The 15,420-nt window shown below is 33.6% G+C and carries 14 protein-coding genes; 11 read left to right on the top strand and 3 right to left on the bottom strand.

Annotation, left to right across the window (positions count from 1 at the left end; genetic code table 11):
* The 3 genes from Q0P94_RS02900 to uppP all read left to right on the top strand — a co-directional run.
* Positions 1 to 482, top strand: a 482-nt coding sequence (locus Q0P94_RS02900) for a F420-dependent methylenetetrahydromethanopterin dehydrogenase (RefSeq protein WP_295113614.1), incomplete at its 5' end; no start/stop codon positions are given.
* A gap of 183 nt (positions 483 to 665) precedes the next feature.
* Positions 666 to 1,589 carry a branched-chain amino acid transaminase gene (locus tag Q0P94_RS02895; protein ID WP_295113612.1) on the top strand — a complete coding sequence of 308 codons (924 nt, stop codon included), beginning with the start codon at positions 666 to 668 and terminating at the stop codon, positions 1,587 to 1,589.
* A gap of 12 nt (positions 1,590 to 1,601) precedes the next feature.
* Positions 1,602 to 2,435 carry an undecaprenyl-diphosphatase UppP gene (gene uppP / locus Q0P94_RS02890; protein ID WP_295113610.1) on the top strand — a complete coding sequence of 278 codons (834 nt, stop codon included), beginning with the start codon at positions 1,602 to 1,604 and terminating at the stop codon, positions 2,433 to 2,435.
* Positions 2,436 to 2,464: 29 nt separating this feature from the next.
* Here uppP and cobT read toward each other — a convergent pair whose 3' ends face one another.
* Both cobT and Q0P94_RS02880 read right to left on the bottom strand, forming a co-directional pair.
* A complete protein-coding gene (cobT, locus tag Q0P94_RS02885; protein ID WP_295113608.1) occupies positions 2,465 to 3,526 on the bottom strand; it encodes a nicotinate mononucleotide-dependent phosphoribosyltransferase CobT in 1,062 nt (353 codons plus the stop codon).
* Complete coding sequence (locus tag Q0P94_RS02880; protein WP_295113606.1) at positions 3,519 to 4,022, bottom strand: hypothetical protein; 504 nt, start codon at positions 4,020 to 4,022, stop codon at positions 3,519 to 3,521. Before Q0P94_RS02880 ends, cobT begins: the two co-directional genes overlap by 8 nt.
* Positions 4,023 to 4,102: 80 nt before the next feature.
* Between Q0P94_RS02880 and Q0P94_RS02875 the strand changes: the two genes are divergently transcribed.
* The 8 genes from Q0P94_RS02875 to Q0P94_RS02840 all read left to right on the top strand — a co-directional run bounded on the left by Q0P94_RS02875 (position 4,103) and on the right by Q0P94_RS02840 (position 14,668).
* Positions 4,103 to 5,701, top strand: coding sequence for a bifunctional N(6)-L-threonylcarbamoyladenine synthase/serine/threonine protein kinase (locus Q0P94_RS02875; protein WP_295113604.1), 1,599 nt, complete (start codon positions 4,103 to 4,105; stop codon positions 5,699 to 5,701).
* Between the two features lie 35 nt (positions 5,702 to 5,736).
* Positions 5,737 to 6,288, top strand: coding sequence for an XTP/dITP diphosphatase (locus Q0P94_RS02870; protein WP_295113602.1), 552 nt, complete (start codon positions 5,737 to 5,739; stop codon positions 6,286 to 6,288).
* Positions 6,289 to 6,324: 36 nt separating this feature from the next.
* Positions 6,325 to 6,723 carry a 30S ribosomal protein S15 gene (locus Q0P94_RS02865; RefSeq protein WP_295113600.1) on the top strand — a complete coding sequence of 133 codons (399 nt, stop codon included), beginning with the start codon at positions 6,325 to 6,327 and terminating at the stop codon, positions 6,721 to 6,723.
* Positions 6,713 to 8,047: a DHH family phosphoesterase gene (locus tag Q0P94_RS02860; protein ID WP_295113597.1), complete on the top strand. Its 1,335-nt coding sequence runs from the start codon at positions 6,713 to 6,715 to the stop codon at positions 8,045 to 8,047. The genes Q0P94_RS02865 and Q0P94_RS02860 overlap by 11 nt, the downstream gene beginning before the upstream one ends.
* 1 nt (position 8,048) lies before the next feature.
* Entirely contained in the window at positions 8,049 to 9,236 is a 1,188-nt protein-coding gene (locus Q0P94_RS02855; RefSeq protein WP_295113595.1) for an aconitase X catalytic domain-containing protein, read from the top strand.
* Positions 9,237 to 9,322: 86 nt separating this feature from the next.
* A complete protein-coding gene (locus tag Q0P94_RS02850; RefSeq protein WP_295113593.1) occupies positions 9,323 to 10,852 on the top strand; it encodes a Mur ligase family protein in 1,530 nt (509 codons plus the stop codon).
* 274 nt (positions 10,853 to 11,126) lie between these two features.
* A complete protein-coding gene (locus tag Q0P94_RS02845) occupies positions 11,127 to 11,879 on the top strand; it encodes a hypothetical protein (RefSeq protein ID WP_295113592.1) in 753 nt (250 codons plus the stop codon).
* A 467-nt stretch (positions 11,880 to 12,346) separates the two neighbouring features.
* Positions 12,347 to 14,668 carry a DEAD/DEAH box helicase gene (locus tag Q0P94_RS02840; RefSeq protein WP_295113590.1) on the top strand — a complete coding sequence of 774 codons (2,322 nt, stop codon included), beginning with the start codon at positions 12,347 to 12,349 and terminating at the stop codon, positions 14,666 to 14,668.
* Here Q0P94_RS02840 and Q0P94_RS02835 read toward each other — a convergent pair.
* Entirely contained in the window at positions 14,665 to 15,414 is a 750-nt protein-coding gene (locus tag Q0P94_RS02835; protein WP_295113588.1) for a sugar phosphate isomerase/epimerase, read from the bottom strand. The genes Q0P94_RS02840 and Q0P94_RS02835 overlap by 4 nt on opposite strands.
* Positions 15,415 to 15,420: the final 6 nt, after the last annotated feature.

The following is a 15,420-nucleotide window of genomic DNA, read 5'->3' as shown; positions in this document are numbered from 1 at the left end:
CTGACCCAATGATTGGTGCAAAAAGAGAATGGTTAGACCCAACTGAAATGGCTATCTTTAACGCTGACATCTTAAAAGTACTCGCAGAAACTGGTGCTTTAAGATTAGTTCAAAAAACCATTGACGGTGTAATTGAACAAGCTGAAGCAGGTGAAATTGAATTACCTAAACTCATAATCACTGCTGAAAAAGCTGTAGAAACTGCTGAATTTGCTAACCCATATGCAAAAGCAAAAGCTATTGCTGCATACGAAATGGCTGGAGCAGTCGCAAACTTAGACATGAAAGGTTGTTTCATGACCAAAGGTTTCGAAAACTTCATCCCATTAGTTGCTGCTGCACACGAAATGGCTGCATGTGCTGCTAAATTAGCACAAGAAGCAAGAGAAATTGAAAAATCTAATGATACTGTCTTAAGAACTCCTCACATGAAAGAAGGAAACTTAGGCTGTAAAACTGAATTAATCTCTAAACCAGAATAAGTAGCATAACGCTACTTTTACTTTTTTTATTTTTTTTACAAATTTCAACACTTTAATGTTAAAGCTCTATTTTTTGATAATTCTGAACTTTTAAATTATTTTTTGATATAATTTTACATTTCGTAAATTTAATTAATTAATAACTATATATTAAAATAACATAAGAAAATATGATGTGATAAAATGGCTTGGGATGATACAGCTAGTAAAATATGGATAGATGGAAACATGGTTGATTGGAAAGATGCAAATATTCACGTTCTTTCTCATGTTGTCCATTATGGTACAAGTGTTTTTGAAGGTATTCGTGCATACAAAAATGATAATGGTGTTGCAGTATTCCGTTTAAAAGAGCATGTACAACGTTTATTCGACTCTGCAAAAATTTATAAAATTGATATTCCATTTACTCAAGAAGAAATTGAAGAAGCAATCTTAGAAACCGTTCGCGTAAACGATTTAGATGGTTGTTACATCCGCCCTATCGTATTTAGAGGATATGGGGAACTTGGAGTAAATCCTTTAAACTGTCCTGTAAATGTAGTTATTGCCGCTTGGGAATGGGGATCATATTTAGGTGAAGAAGGAATGGCAAATGGTGTGGACATTGGTGTTTCATCATGGAGAAAACCAGCACCTGATACTTTCCCAGCTCTTGCTAAATGTGGTGCAAACTATATGAACTCTCAACTGGCAAAACTTGAAGCTATTGAGCACGGATATGATGAAGCTATAATGCTTGATTATGAAGGTCACGTTTCTGAAGGTAGTGGAGAAAACATATTCCTTGTTGAAGGAGAAAAATTATTCACTCCATCAATGTCTTCTTCTAATCTTAAAGGTATTACAAGAGACTCAATAATGACTGTAGCCCGTGATTTAGGTTATGAAGTTGTTGAAGAAGTAATTTCAAGAGAAAGATTATATTCTGCTGATGAAGTATTCTTTACAGGAACAGCTGCTGAAGTAACACCAATTCGTTCAATTGATCACAGACAAATAGGTATTGGTAAAAGAGGACCAATCGCTGAAAAATTACAAAAAACTTTCTTTGACATTGTTGAAGCTAAAGCTGAAGATAAATACAATTGGTTATCTTATATCTGAGCGGTGTAATCTATGAATATACTTCAGGCGATTATAATTGGTATTGTTCAGGGTTTGACTGAATTTTTACCGGTTAGTAGTTCAGCACATTTGGTATTTATTCAAAATATTTTAGGGGTAGAAAGCTCTCTTGCTTTCGATACTTTTCTTCATTTAGGTTCACTGCTTGCAGTTTTATGGTTCTTCCGTGCAGATATTCTTAAAATGATTTATTCCTGGTGGTTAAGTTTATTGGATATTATTCATGGAAGATTCAAGGAAGGTTTTTACGAAGACCCTTATAAAAGGCTTGCATGGTATGTTATTCTTGCCACAATTCCTGTAGGTATTGTAGGATTTTTATTTGAAGATTCCGTAGATGCACTGTTTTCAGGTGCACTTTATGTCCCGGCATTCTTTTTATTTGTGACAGGTACTATTCTATTCTTATCTCAAAGGATGACAAGTGGAGATATAAATTTCCATAATGTAAGTAAAAAAGAAGCATTATTTATGGGATTGGGGCAGGCATGTGCAATATTGCCGGGACTTTCTCGTTCTGGTACTACCATAGCAGCAGGTCTTGTTATAGGTTTGGATAAAGAATTTGCTGCAAAATTCAGTTTTATTTTGTCCATTCCCGCAATTCTTGGCGCATTTTTATTGCAGGCTAAGGATATCGGAACTGCAATGGATGCAAATTTCTTGCCGATAATTTTAGGTTTTATTGCGGCATTTATTGCAGGATATGCAGCTATTAAATGGATGCTTGAATTAATTCAAAAAAGAAATTTGGATATATTTGCTTACTATTGTTGGATAGTGGGTATTGTTGTCTTTATGGGCACAATCGCTCATATATTTTAAAAAATAAGATTATAGAGATTATTTAATCTCTATTCACATACTTTTTCTATTTTTCTTCTTAATTTTTCAACAGATTTTCCTGAAACAAGTGCAGAATACATTGCTCCGCCAGCACCCGCACCCTCTTTAACAAATCCTTTCAGATAATTTCTTAAACCTTCATGTTCTGATTCTTCAAATTTAGGGTCTACCACATTAACTGTAATGTTGTCATCAATCTGTTTTAAGATACCGAATAAATCTGCAGTTTCATCACCGGCTACATAAACGGTTGTTGCAAGATTAATTCTTGAAAAATCAAAGTTAGGCTGTTCTGATTTTATAATTGCACAGGCTGCAGCCATTTGTGTTCCTCCTGATAGAATTATTGGAATATCAGAACCTAAAACTAAACCGGCTATTGCAGGCAATGTTGGATCACCTACAGCACCAATGGCCTGCATCGCATCAGCTTCGCCAGGTTTGATTCCAGCATTTTTTAACCCTTCATCAACGACTTTTGTTTTCATGTCATGAGGATTGTGAGGCATGCTTCCGCTTACTTTTTCGTTAGCTTCATAGCCAAGTGCTCTAAGAACTCCTAATGCAGTTGTTGTACCTGCAGCTATGCTTTCACCAATTAAAAGCATTTCGTGTCTTCTTGATAATTCAGCACCTAAATCTTTTGCATTTTCAAATATTTCAAGTGGATTCAAGACTCCTTTCCCGGTTCTAATATCTCTTCCATATTCTTTTCCAAAACTTAAGTATTCCACATCCGGTTTAATTTTGGAACCTGCATCCACTATTACAAATGGTATTTCAGAAAGTTGGAGTGATGCTTTGGTCAGTCTTGCAGGGGTCGGAGCCGCAGCATCTCCCACTACAGTTTCAGCAGGTGCATCACAGCATCTGACCTCTCCCAGAACCATAAATTCAACATCGGAAGCAGGTGTATATTCAGTTAAATCGGCTGAAGGTCCTGCGCCTGAAATTCCATCAATCAGGGAGGTTTCAGTTGTTCCGATTGTAAGTATAAATACTGGATCATCACAGTTTTGTAATTTTTTTGTTAATTCGTCTGATCCGTAGGTTGTAATTCCATCAATCATCTTTTTCACCTAATCTTTTCAATTGTTCAATGATAATCTTGTTTTGATTAATAATTTTCTTATTCTGATTCATTATTTTTATTAACATTTCCCTTTCAGGCAATTCGTTGTCTGTTTTGAATGTTTGTCCGTCTCTTGCTCTTGGAGGGATTTTAATTTGATCTTTTGGAGGAAGCTTATTTTCTTGTTTTGGCATTGCAGGAATTACTCCTCTGGATGCACTGTCCTCTTTTGATACGAAATCAACGTATCTGTGTGTCACTTTGTTTTTTCCTCTCTCGTCAAGCAATTCCATCAGTCTTTCATCTACTTTGTCAACACCGACGAGTTGTTCTTCTTCCACTTCATGAATTAATCTTTTTTGAATGTTATATGCATTGTAAATTGGAATTCCTCTTGCTTTACATTCATTTTTGAACATATCATGAATGTTAATGTCTCCAGTTAACTGTTTAACTCTTTTTTGTTCTAATGTATTAGCACTATAAAATCCCATATTTTCACTTTTGTTTTTTAAATTTAAAAAATATTTTTATATACTTAATTAGTAATATACTAATTAATTAAATTTTTCAGTTGATTATTTTGATAAGTTTGGGAATTGAAGGAACCGCAGAAAAAACAGGTGTAGGTATTGTTGACAGTGAAGGAAATATATTGGCCATGGCTGGAAAACAATTGTTTCCGGAAGAAGGTGGAATTCATCCTAGATTAGCTGCCGAACATCATGCAAGATGGATTCCTGAATTAATTCCTCAAGCCATTGATGAATCTGGGTTGTCTTACTCAGATATAGATTTAATTTCATTTTCACAGGGTCCGGGTCTAGGTCCTGCCTTAAGAATTGTGGCTACTTCTGCTCGTAGTCTTGCTTTATCTTTAAATAAACCAATTATTGGTGTAAATCATTGTATTGGTCATGTTGAAGTTGGAAAATTGGATACTGGTGCTGTCAATCCGGTATCTCTTTATGTAAGTGGTGGTAATAGTCAGGTAATAGCATATGAGAGTGGCAGATATAGGATTTTTGGCGAAACTTTGGACATTGCAATTGGAAACTGCCTTGATCATTTTGGACGTGAAACTGGATTAGGACATCCTGGCGGACCCGTAATTGAAAAATTGGCTAAACAAGGTTCATATATTGATTTGCCTTATGTCGTTAAGGGAATGGATTTTTCTTTTTCCGGATTATTGTCTGCTGCTTTAAGGGAAGCTCAAAAAGGAACTGCAATGGAAGATATCTGTTTTTCACTTCAGGAAACTGCATTTTCAATGCTTGTTGAGGTGACAGAACGTGCTTTGTCTCACACTCAAAAAGATGAAGTGATGTTGTGTGGAGGAGTTTCAGCTAATTCACGATTGCGCAAGATGCTTAAAACAATGTCTGAAGAGCATGGAGCCAAATTTTACATGCCTGAAATGAAATTGTGTGGGGATAATGGTGTAATGATTGCATGGTTGGGACTTTTGATGTGTAGAGAGTTCGGACCAATGGATTTGTCCGAAACAGGCATTATTCAGAAGTTCAGAACTGATGAAGTTGATATTCCGTGGATTGACAACTCCAAATCTTATTTGGAATTGAGTGAAGATTTGATTGCTAAAGGAGCTGAGTCAAATATTGTCAAAAGCAGTTATCTGGGTCAAAAAGCTGTATTGAAAGACAGAATTTCAAAAAGCTACAGGGTTCCGGAAATTGACAATAAGATTAGAAAAGCAAGAACTAAGGAAGAGGCCAAGTTATTGTCCGATGCTAAAAGGACAGGTGTTAAAACTCCAATATTATATGATGTTGACTTGAAAAATAAATCTATCCTGATGGAAGAAATTGATGGTGTAATGGTTAAGGATGTCATTGATGAGGATTTATCTTTTAGAATTGGTCAGGAAATCTCAAAACTTCATGATGCAGATATAATTCACGGAGACATTACCTCTTCAAATATAATGCTTCAGGACGATAAACTGGTTTTCATTGATTTTGGTCTTGGAAGATATTCAAATATGGATGAGGATAAAGCAGTTGATTTACTTGTTTTAAAGAAATCTTTACAGAGTATTGATTATAATTTAGCAGTAAAATACTTTGATTGTGTTTTAAAAGGATATTCTAATGATAAAATGGCCAATAAAATCTCTGATATTGAATCAAGGGGAAGATATACTCATTAGTTAACTATATAAAAAATTTTATTCATACTATTTTTATGATAACATTTATAACTGGTAACGAACATAAAGTTATAGAAGCAGAGAATATTTTCAAAGATTATGACATTTCATTAGAGCATATTGATTTAGGTTACACTGAACCTCAAGGAACTCTTGAGGAAGTGGCTATATCAGGCGCAGAATATGCTTGTCGTGAACTTGGAAAACCTGTGATTGTTGAAGATGCTGGTTTATTCATTAAGGCTTTGAATGATTTTCCTGGAACCTATTCACATTATGTTCAAGATACAATAGGAAATCAAGGAATTTTAAAGTTATTAGCAGATACTGAAGACCGTTATGCCGAATTCAGGTCAGTTATTGGGTACTGTGCCCCCAATTCTGAGCCCAAGACTTTTTTAGGCAAGGTCAAAGGTGAAATCGCAGTTGAAGAAAAAGGAGATTTAGGATTTGCTTTTGATCCAATTTTTTATGTTCCGAGCGAAGGTAAAACATTTGGTGAACTTACAACTGATGAGAAAAACCAATTTTCACATAGAAAAAATTCATTAAAAAAATTTATAGAATGGTATTCTAGTCAAGAGTAGCATTGTAATTATTTAAAAATTTATAGAGGTTATATTATGGCAAGACCAGAATGGGTAACTTATAGTGACGAAGAAATTGAAGAAATGATTTTAAAATTTAACAGAGAAGGTAAAAGTACTTCCGAAATTGGTATTGTATTAAGAGACCAATACGGAATTCCATCTGTAAAAGATGTAACTGGTGAAAGAATCACCGAAATCTTAAAAAGAAATGGTCAAGCTGGTGAATACCCAGAAGACTTATTAAACTTAATTAAAAGAGCTGTTAATATCAGAGACCACTTAGAAGAAAATCCTAAAGACTTACATTCAAAAAGAGGTTTAACTATCATCGAATCAAGAATCAGAAAATTAGCTTCTTACTATGTAAGTGAAGGAGCATTACCAGAAGGTTGGAGATACAATCCAAAAGAAGCAGCACTCCTTGTTAAATAGAGCCGGGGAAGCTACTGGTGTGCTTCGTGAGCACATTGAAAATGATAGTGTTATTAGAATAATTTCTCACAATGATGCTGATGGAATTTCATCCGCAGCGGTTATAGCTAATGCTTTAGCCGAAGAAAATGTTCAATTCCACACTTCTTGTATTCCTCGTCTTAAGGAAGATATTGTAAATCAACTAAGACATGAAAAATATGATTTATTCATATTTTCAGATATGGGTAGTGCATTTGTAAAAGAATTTAATACTTATAAGCATGATGTAATCATTGCAGATCACCATCAGGTCAATGACACTGAAGCTGAAAGTAATGTTGTTCACATAAATCCTCATTTGTTTGATATAGATGGAAGTAAGGATTTATGTGGGGCGGGTTCTAGCTATTTGGCGGTACGTGAACTTGGAAAAAAACATTTGGCTTACTTTGCGTTAGTTGGTGCTTTTGGAGATATGCAAGGCCAAGGAGGATTCACTGGAGTAAATCAGATGATACTTCAGGATGCTTTGGAAAGTGGGGTTTTAGAAATTAATGAAGGTTTGAAAATTGTTTCAAAAGCTTCGGAACCTATTTATAAATCCCTTGCTTATACATTTTCACCACCTCTTCCAGGTATTAGTGGAGATTTGGAAGGTGCTCAGGAATTTCTAGAAAAAAGAAATTTATCTTACGGAATCAAATTCACAGACCTTGAGGATGAGGAAAAGGATTTCTTGAAAGATGCACTTATGGATATCAATCCCGATATTTTCGGTGACTGTTATACTGTGCCAAAAGAGGTTCCTATACTTCGAGATTTAGAAGAATATTCATATATTCTTGATGCATGTGGCAAAAACAAAAAACAAGGTTTAGGTTTAAGCATAGCTCTTGGTGAAAGAGACCAGGCCTTGGATGCTGCTTTAAAATTACAAAGACTGTACCGTGATCAAATAGTCAAAGGGCTTGAATGGATTAAAAGAGAAGGGGCCCAACAATTAAATGCTATTCAGTATTTGTACTCTGAAGATAAGGTATTAAAGGCTGTCATGGGAACTATTGCAAGTATAGGTCTGTCTGTTGAATTGTTGGATGATTCCAAACCTGTGATTGGAATGTCAAGATTGCATAAAGATATAAAGATTTCAGGTAGGACAACAAGGGACATGGTTGCAAAAGGTGTTGATTTAGGAAGAGCCTTACAGGATTCATCAAATAACTTTGGTGGAAATGGTGGAGGTCATGATATTGCGGCAGGTGCAATGATTCCATATGAAAGCAAAGATAATTTCTTGCACTTGGTTGATGAGATGGTTGAATATCAATTAGCAAATGATTAATATGTTTTTAACAAAAAAAGAAGAACAAATGTGTGACGGAGAGTTTGGAGAAACTATTCGTAAAAGTATGGATATACTGGTTGCTTTAGGTGATATCTACGGTGCTTCTAAGTTAGTGGATATTACTTCTGCACAAGTATCCGGAGTTTCTTATAAAACCATTGGTGAAGCTGGTTTAGAATATCTTCAAGATTTGGCCGGTGATGGTTTGGGTGTTGCTAGTGTTAATGCATCTTTAAACCCTCCTGGAACTGATTTAGATAACTGGGAAGAATTAGGATTTCCTCGTGAATTTGCAATTAAACAGAATCAGATTGTTGATGCTTATGGTGACCTTGGAATAGCAAAAACCTGTACCTGCACTCCGTATTTGGTTGGTAATGTTCCAAGATTCAGAGATCATATTTCCTGGTCTGAATCATCTGCTGTTGCATATGGAAATTCTGTTATCGGTGCCAGAACAAATCGTGAAGGTGGACCGGCAGCACTTGCAGCAGCAATTGTCGGAAAAACTCCTTTATACGGTTTTCATTTGGAACAGAACAGGAAAGCTAATCTTGTTGTCAATGTTTCAACTGAATTAAAAGGAGCTGACTTTGGAGCATTAGGTTATGTTATTGGAAAAGTTGTAGGCGGTGGAGTTCCATACTTCAAACTTCAAAATATTCCAAATAATAATGATTTAAAGACATTAGGTGCAGCTTTAGCATCATCAGGTTCAGTAGCTCTTTATCATGTTGAAGATGTTACTCCTGAAGCGAATGTCGCCGGCGAAGATGATGTGGAAGATATAATGTTTATATCTGAAAAGGAAATTCTTGAAACCCGTGATAAATTAACTACAACTGACAGGGACCCTGATTTAATTTGTTTAGGTTGTCCTCACGCATCTTTGGAAGAAATTAAAAACGTAGCTAACATTGTTAAAGGAAAAACTATTAAAAACAAATTATGGATTTGCACATCTGTTAGTGTAAAAGCAACTGCTGATAGGATGGGCTATACCGAAACCATTGAAAAGGCAGGAGGTAATGTGGTCTGTGATACTTGTATGGTTGTAGCACCTATTGAAGATATGGGCTTTGAAGTAATTGGTGTGAATTCAGCAAAAGCAGCAAACTATGTTCCGTCAATGTGCGGATTGGATGTTGTTTATAATGATGTAGAAAATCTTGTTCGGTTTGAATAGATTTTCTTTCAATACTTTTTTTTTAAAACTTTAAATTTGATAAGAAATTAATAGTATAATACTGTAGACAAATTGGGATGTTAAATATGGATGAATCTGACTTTAATAAAGACACCACATTTGGAGTAATTGGTGTTTGCGGCGCTAATGGCAATTTAATTGCAAGAATCCTTAAAGATAGAGGATTTAATGTCATCGGAACCGATATTTCTAAAAAAGAAAATTGTAAATTTGCAAGTTCTTTTGATGGTTATGACATAGAAGTTTTTCATGGTGAAACTCCTGAAGAATTTTTTGAAAGGTCAGATTATATAATTCCTCCAGCTAGTTTATCTAAAGATTCTGAAGTTTATAAAAGAATTAATAAACCTATTTTAGAATTAACTGATGTAATTAATATTTTTAAAGCTAATAAACCAGTATTCGGAATAACCGGTACCAATGGTAAAACCACCACTACAACATTGCTTAAAAAAGTTGCCGAAGATAATGGAATCTCTCCCTGCAAACATAATCTGGAAGGTATGCAGGGGAATGCTGAATTCATTCCTATTTTGCAATCAAGATTAAATGGTGATGTTGGGATTTTGGAAGTTGGAACATTCGGTGTGCCTGGAACCGTTGGAAGAATAGTTGAAAATACAGATATGGAAGCCGGTTTAATCACTAATATCACTCCTGATCATTTAAATGATTTGGGCAGTTTTATGGATTATGCAAATGTTAAAGGAGAATTCATTAAGGAATTGAACGGTAAGAAAATCATTGTTAATGGTCATGACCCGACTGTCATGGGTTTATTGAGAAAATTAAACTATGATGGTGAGGTCATTACATTCGGTGTTGATGAACGTCCGGATTCAATAGGTTTAAAGGAATGTGTATGCGGTAATGAAATTACTGTAAAGGAAATTATCTCCGGTTGCGGTTATTACTTCTGTAAATGCGGCATTACAACTCCTCAAGTTGATTACATTGCAACTAATGTTAATTTAAACAACAGAACTTTTGATTTGCATACTCCTGAAGGAAAATTAACAGTTAAAATGGCAATTGATGGACTTCACAATGTTTATAATGTCATGGGTGTTATTATTGCAGCACATGAATTTTTAAATCTGCCTTTCGATAAGATTTTGGAGCCGATTTCCACTTTCACAGGTGTTGAAGGAAGAATGGAAAAAGTGGACAAAATAAATGATAAAACTATTTTTGTTGATTATGCTCACAATCCTGCAGGGGTTCAGACTGTTTTAAAGGAATTCCAAAAATTATTCGGTGATTTCACTACTGTCATTACTGTTTCTTCTGAATCAGGTTACTCCAGTGATTTGGATATATTTAATAGTGTACTTAAATTTTCAAAATTTGTGGTTCCTGCATCTTATGTTTCTCAAAAAATAGCGATTGAAAAGCTAAATGAGAATCCGAGATTGAATGATAGGATATTTTTAAACAATATCACTGAATTCAAGAAAGACGGAACCCTTGGAGCTGATAGGACAGATGTCTATAATGGAATAAAAAAAGCTTTGAATTTAGATTGTGAAATGATAGTGGCTATTGGTGAAGCAGCTACTAAATTCAAATCTGTTGTTGATGATTTAAAATCATAAACGTAAGTTTTTGACTGATTGTCTGATAACTCAGCAATGATTGCTTTTTCATAAATTCTGATTACTTCAAAAATTCGTGTGTCAGTTTTTTAATGTTTTTTTTACTACTTCATTTCATCTATAATCTATAGTTATTTTAATAATAAATATTTTTGAAGTGTAACTTTATGAAATAACACAGGTTAAAAATCACTCAGAATTTCAATTAAAATAGTTTATATTAGAACATGTAAATAATATATTACAATGGCTGATAATATCCTGAGGAATAACTATGGACAAAAGTTTAAAAGAAATCATGAGGACAAAATGGATGTATTTGAACGGTGAGGAACTTACATATTATTCATTAGGCATTTTTATAGAATGCATCTGTTTGAGTGTCATTATTTCAATACTATTAAAATTGCTGTTCAAATCTGATTTCATGCTGTCTATGGTTGGTTTTACAATTGTCAGTATCATGTTTACAATTTTAATATATAAACGTGACTTTTTTGATGAAAAATTTCAATTATTTTCTGATGATTTAATGCAAGGTACTAATCAGGGAATGATTCTATTTTTATTTATATCGTCATTTTTAGTATCTTGGGCTTATTTCTGTGCAGCTTTAAAATATGGGTTATATAATGCTATTGCATTTTCTTTAGCAGTGTGCTTTCCTGGAATATTCATGCTTTTAAGAATAAATTTATACTCTAATAAAAACAACAATTCTGTTTATGATGATAATATGGGATTTCATCCAATTTTTCATTGGGTTATGGGTATTACTGTAGCTTCCGGGCCTTTGGGGATATCTTTAACAAGTTTTTTAAAAAATATGTTTGTTAAAGGTTCATTTTTGAATATGGATTTAATTTTAGTCATGTTAGCATTACTTTTAGAATGCTTTGTTCTCTCCTCTGATGTTGCGAATAAAATATTGCCATTTGAATTAAAAGGAATTGAAGGTATTAGGAAATTTATTCTAATTTCATTTTGTTTAATGAGTATATTGCTGGTTTTTAATATGATAATTTAAACAATATCTAAAAATCACCATTGATTCATAAGCTTACCTGTACCTATTGGAAAATCATTCAATTATCATTTTTTAAAACAAATCTTCTGATTAATAAAATTATCTCATCTCGTTAAAGGTTTATTACAGAGTATAGTTAAATTTCTACGCTTTAAAAATAATCATTAATAAAATTAATCAATTAGTTCATGATTAGTTGAAAATAGAGTTTTATACATCAATTTAATGTATGCAATAATGTGATGATAACTAAATTTATATACTATAAAGAATTAAAATTACATTTAGTAACTAAAACTTATTAATTGTTTTTTATAATAATTAGGTAACAGAGTAACCCTTTTCTAAGTGTAATTACTTTTCAAATGCTCTCACTAAATGTTTTATAAGTACTAAAAATAATATGATAATAAGGGTATTGGTAGATTTTAATTTAAAATCTCATATTAAATTCTGAAGGATTAATTATGACTAGTTATATTAATCATCCTTTGCTTAAAAAAGATGCAATTGAATCAAGATTATATCAGCAGATTCTGGCAGGGGATGTGCTAAAAAAAGGAAATACTATGGTTGTAGCTCCTACTGCATTAGGTAAAACTATTGTAGCGATTTTAGTTGCAGCCGATAGATTGCATAAGGTTAAAAATTCTAAAGTTTTAATTCTCGCTCCTTCAAAACCTTTAGCTATTCAGCATGAGGAAAGTTTTAAGGAATTCTTAACCCTTCCTTGCACTTCTATAACTGGTGCTGTTAAAACAGATGAACGTGTTAAAAGATGGGAGGAATCTCGAATTATTTGTGCAACACCTCAAACTGTCGAATCAGACTTGTTGAATGGCCGTTATGATTTAAGCAATGTTTCCTTGATGGTTTTCGATGAATGCCATCATGGAGTTGGATCTTATTCTTATGTATATCTGGCTTCAAGATATGTTCAGGAATCTAAATTTAATTTAATTTTAGGATTAACTGCCTCTCCTGGTTCGGATAAAGCAAAAATTAAAGAAGTTTGTCAAAATCTCTATATTCAAAACATTGTAGTTAAAACTGAAGAGGATACTGATGTTAAACCTTATTTCAATCCTGTTGAAATTGATTGGGTCAGGGTTAAAATGAGTGATGAACTTCAAAAAATTAAGGAAAATGTAGATAAAGCCTTAAAAATCAGATTAAAAGCCTTAAAGAATATGGGTGTTATTAGAACTGTTTCAGTTGGTAAAGTTGATATTTTAAAGGCAAGGGGAAGGATACAGGGTGAAATTGCAAGAACTACCAATCCCAATAAGGATTTATTTCAGGCTATTTCCATATTAAGTGCAGTTATTAATTTGCAGCATGCTCAAGAGTTAATTGAAACTCAGGGGGTATCCACTTTCAATAAATATGTGGCAAGATTGCGTAAGAAAAAGACCAAAGCTGCAAAATCATTGATGTGGGATGATAATTTTTCACGTGCTGTTAGGCTTGCAAAAGAAGCTGAAAAACATGGCTGGGAACATCCTAAATTAAGGGAACTATCAAAAATTCTTAAAAAAGAATTTGGTTCCAGTGATGGTCAAACTAAACTTCAGTCCACAAGATTCACTGATAAAGAGGATGATTCTTCCTCTAAAATTATTGTTTTCACTCAATTTAGAGATACTCTTGAAATGATTCATCAAAAACTTGAAAAGGAAGGAATAAAATCTGCCAAGTTTTTTGGTCAGGCAGCAAAAGATGGTGAAAAGGGTCTTACTCAAAAACAGCAAAAAGCCATTATCAAATCTTTTAGAATGGGGGAGTATGATGTTCTTTTATCCACCAGTGTGGCAGAAGAAGGTATAGACATTCCTGCAGTGGATTTGGTTATTTTATATGAGCCTGTTCCGTCTGAAGTAAGGATGATTCAAAGAAGAGGAAGAACTGGGCGTAAGAGAACAGGCCGTGTAAAAGTTCTGATAACTAATGGAACAAGAGATGAAGCTTATTATTGGTCATCTGTTAATAAAGAAAGTCGTATGAAAAATCAATTGATTGATCCTGATGTTTTAGAGGAATTGAATGCTTCTGCTGTTTGGAGAATGGAAAACGAGAAGAAAGTACGTGTCCTTGAAAAGCCTAAAAAAGAAAATAATTTCCCTGTTGTTTATGCTGATTCAAGAGAAGGAAATTCTAAAGTGATAAGGTATTTAACCGAAATGGAAATTGATGTTAAAGTTCAATCAATGGCAGTTGCCGATTATCAGGTAAGTGATGAAGTAGCTATTGAAAGAAAAACAGCAAAGGATTTTGTTGATTCAATCATTGATAAAAGATTATTTAAGCAGGCCCGTGAGTTGTCTGAAGAGTTTAAAAAGCCGTTGTTGATTCTCGAAGGGGATGATTTGTATGCGGGCATGGTAAATGCTAATGCGATAAGAGGGTCTCTGGCTTCAATTGCAATTGACTTTGGAATCAGTATAATCCCTACCCGTAATGCTCAAGATACTGCAGCGATGATTAAAAGAATTGCTGTAAGAGAACAAAATGGTGAAAGAACTCCTGTTCAAATCAGAACTGATAAAAAACCGGTCAGTTTACTTGAACAGCAACTGTTTATTGTAGAATCACTACCGAACATTGGACCTGTCAATGCTAAGGCATTGCTTGAACATTTTGGCACTGTGGGCAATATTATCAATGCTTCTGAAAAGGAACTTCAGGAAGTTGAAGGAATAGGTAAAAAAACAGCAGAAAATATCAGAAAAGTAGTGGATTCAAAATATCTATATTTTAAAAAAGAAATTAAAGAGAAAAAGCTTCTTTAGAAGTTTTTCTTCATATACTCAAAACTTTTTTTGATGGAATCGAAGTCATTTACCTCAAGTATGTAGATGCCATCATAATTTTTTGACTCTAGATTATCTATGATATGTTTTAAATCAATAGAGCCTTCATCTAATGGTAGGTGTGAGTCATCATCACCAAAATTATCATGCACATGTATGTGTTTAATTGAATCAAAAATCATTCCGTCTGCTGAGTATCCGACATGATTCGCATGACCAATGTCCAATGTCATGTACATTTCATTTTCTTCAAGAAGGTTATTCAAATCCTCCATATTCTGGTAAATCATTGATTCAAAGTTTGGCATATTTTCAATAGTCGCCATTACACCTAAATCTTTAGCATAATCTCCAATTTCTTTTATAGAATTGTTTGCAGTTTCATATACTTCCTTTTTAAAGAATTTATTCGCTAAAAATGAAATTGTTCCTGGATGCACTACAACCGCTTCGGCATTTATTTCATTTGCTAAATCAATGGAGTTTTTTATTTGGGCTATTGAATTTAATCTGCTCTGTTCTTGAAGACTTGCAATATTAACATCCATAAATGGGGCATGAATTGAATATTTCAGCTTGTAACTTTCCAATGTCTCTTTATCAATTAATTCTGTAGGATATTGATGTACTAGTTCGGCATATTCAATTCCTAAATCTTCTATAAATTCTAAAGATTTTTTTAAGTCATATTCTATTCCTGCGAGAGTTGATGCTCCGATTTTCATATAAAT

The sequence above is a fragment of the uncultured Methanobrevibacter sp. genome (assembly GCF_946184425.1).
Taxonomy (GTDB): Archaea; Methanobacteriota; Methanobacteria; order Methanobacteriales; family Methanobacteriaceae; genus Methanocatella.
Note: the sequence above shows the minus strand (reverse complement) of the source record. Positions and strands in the feature narration are given on the sequence as shown.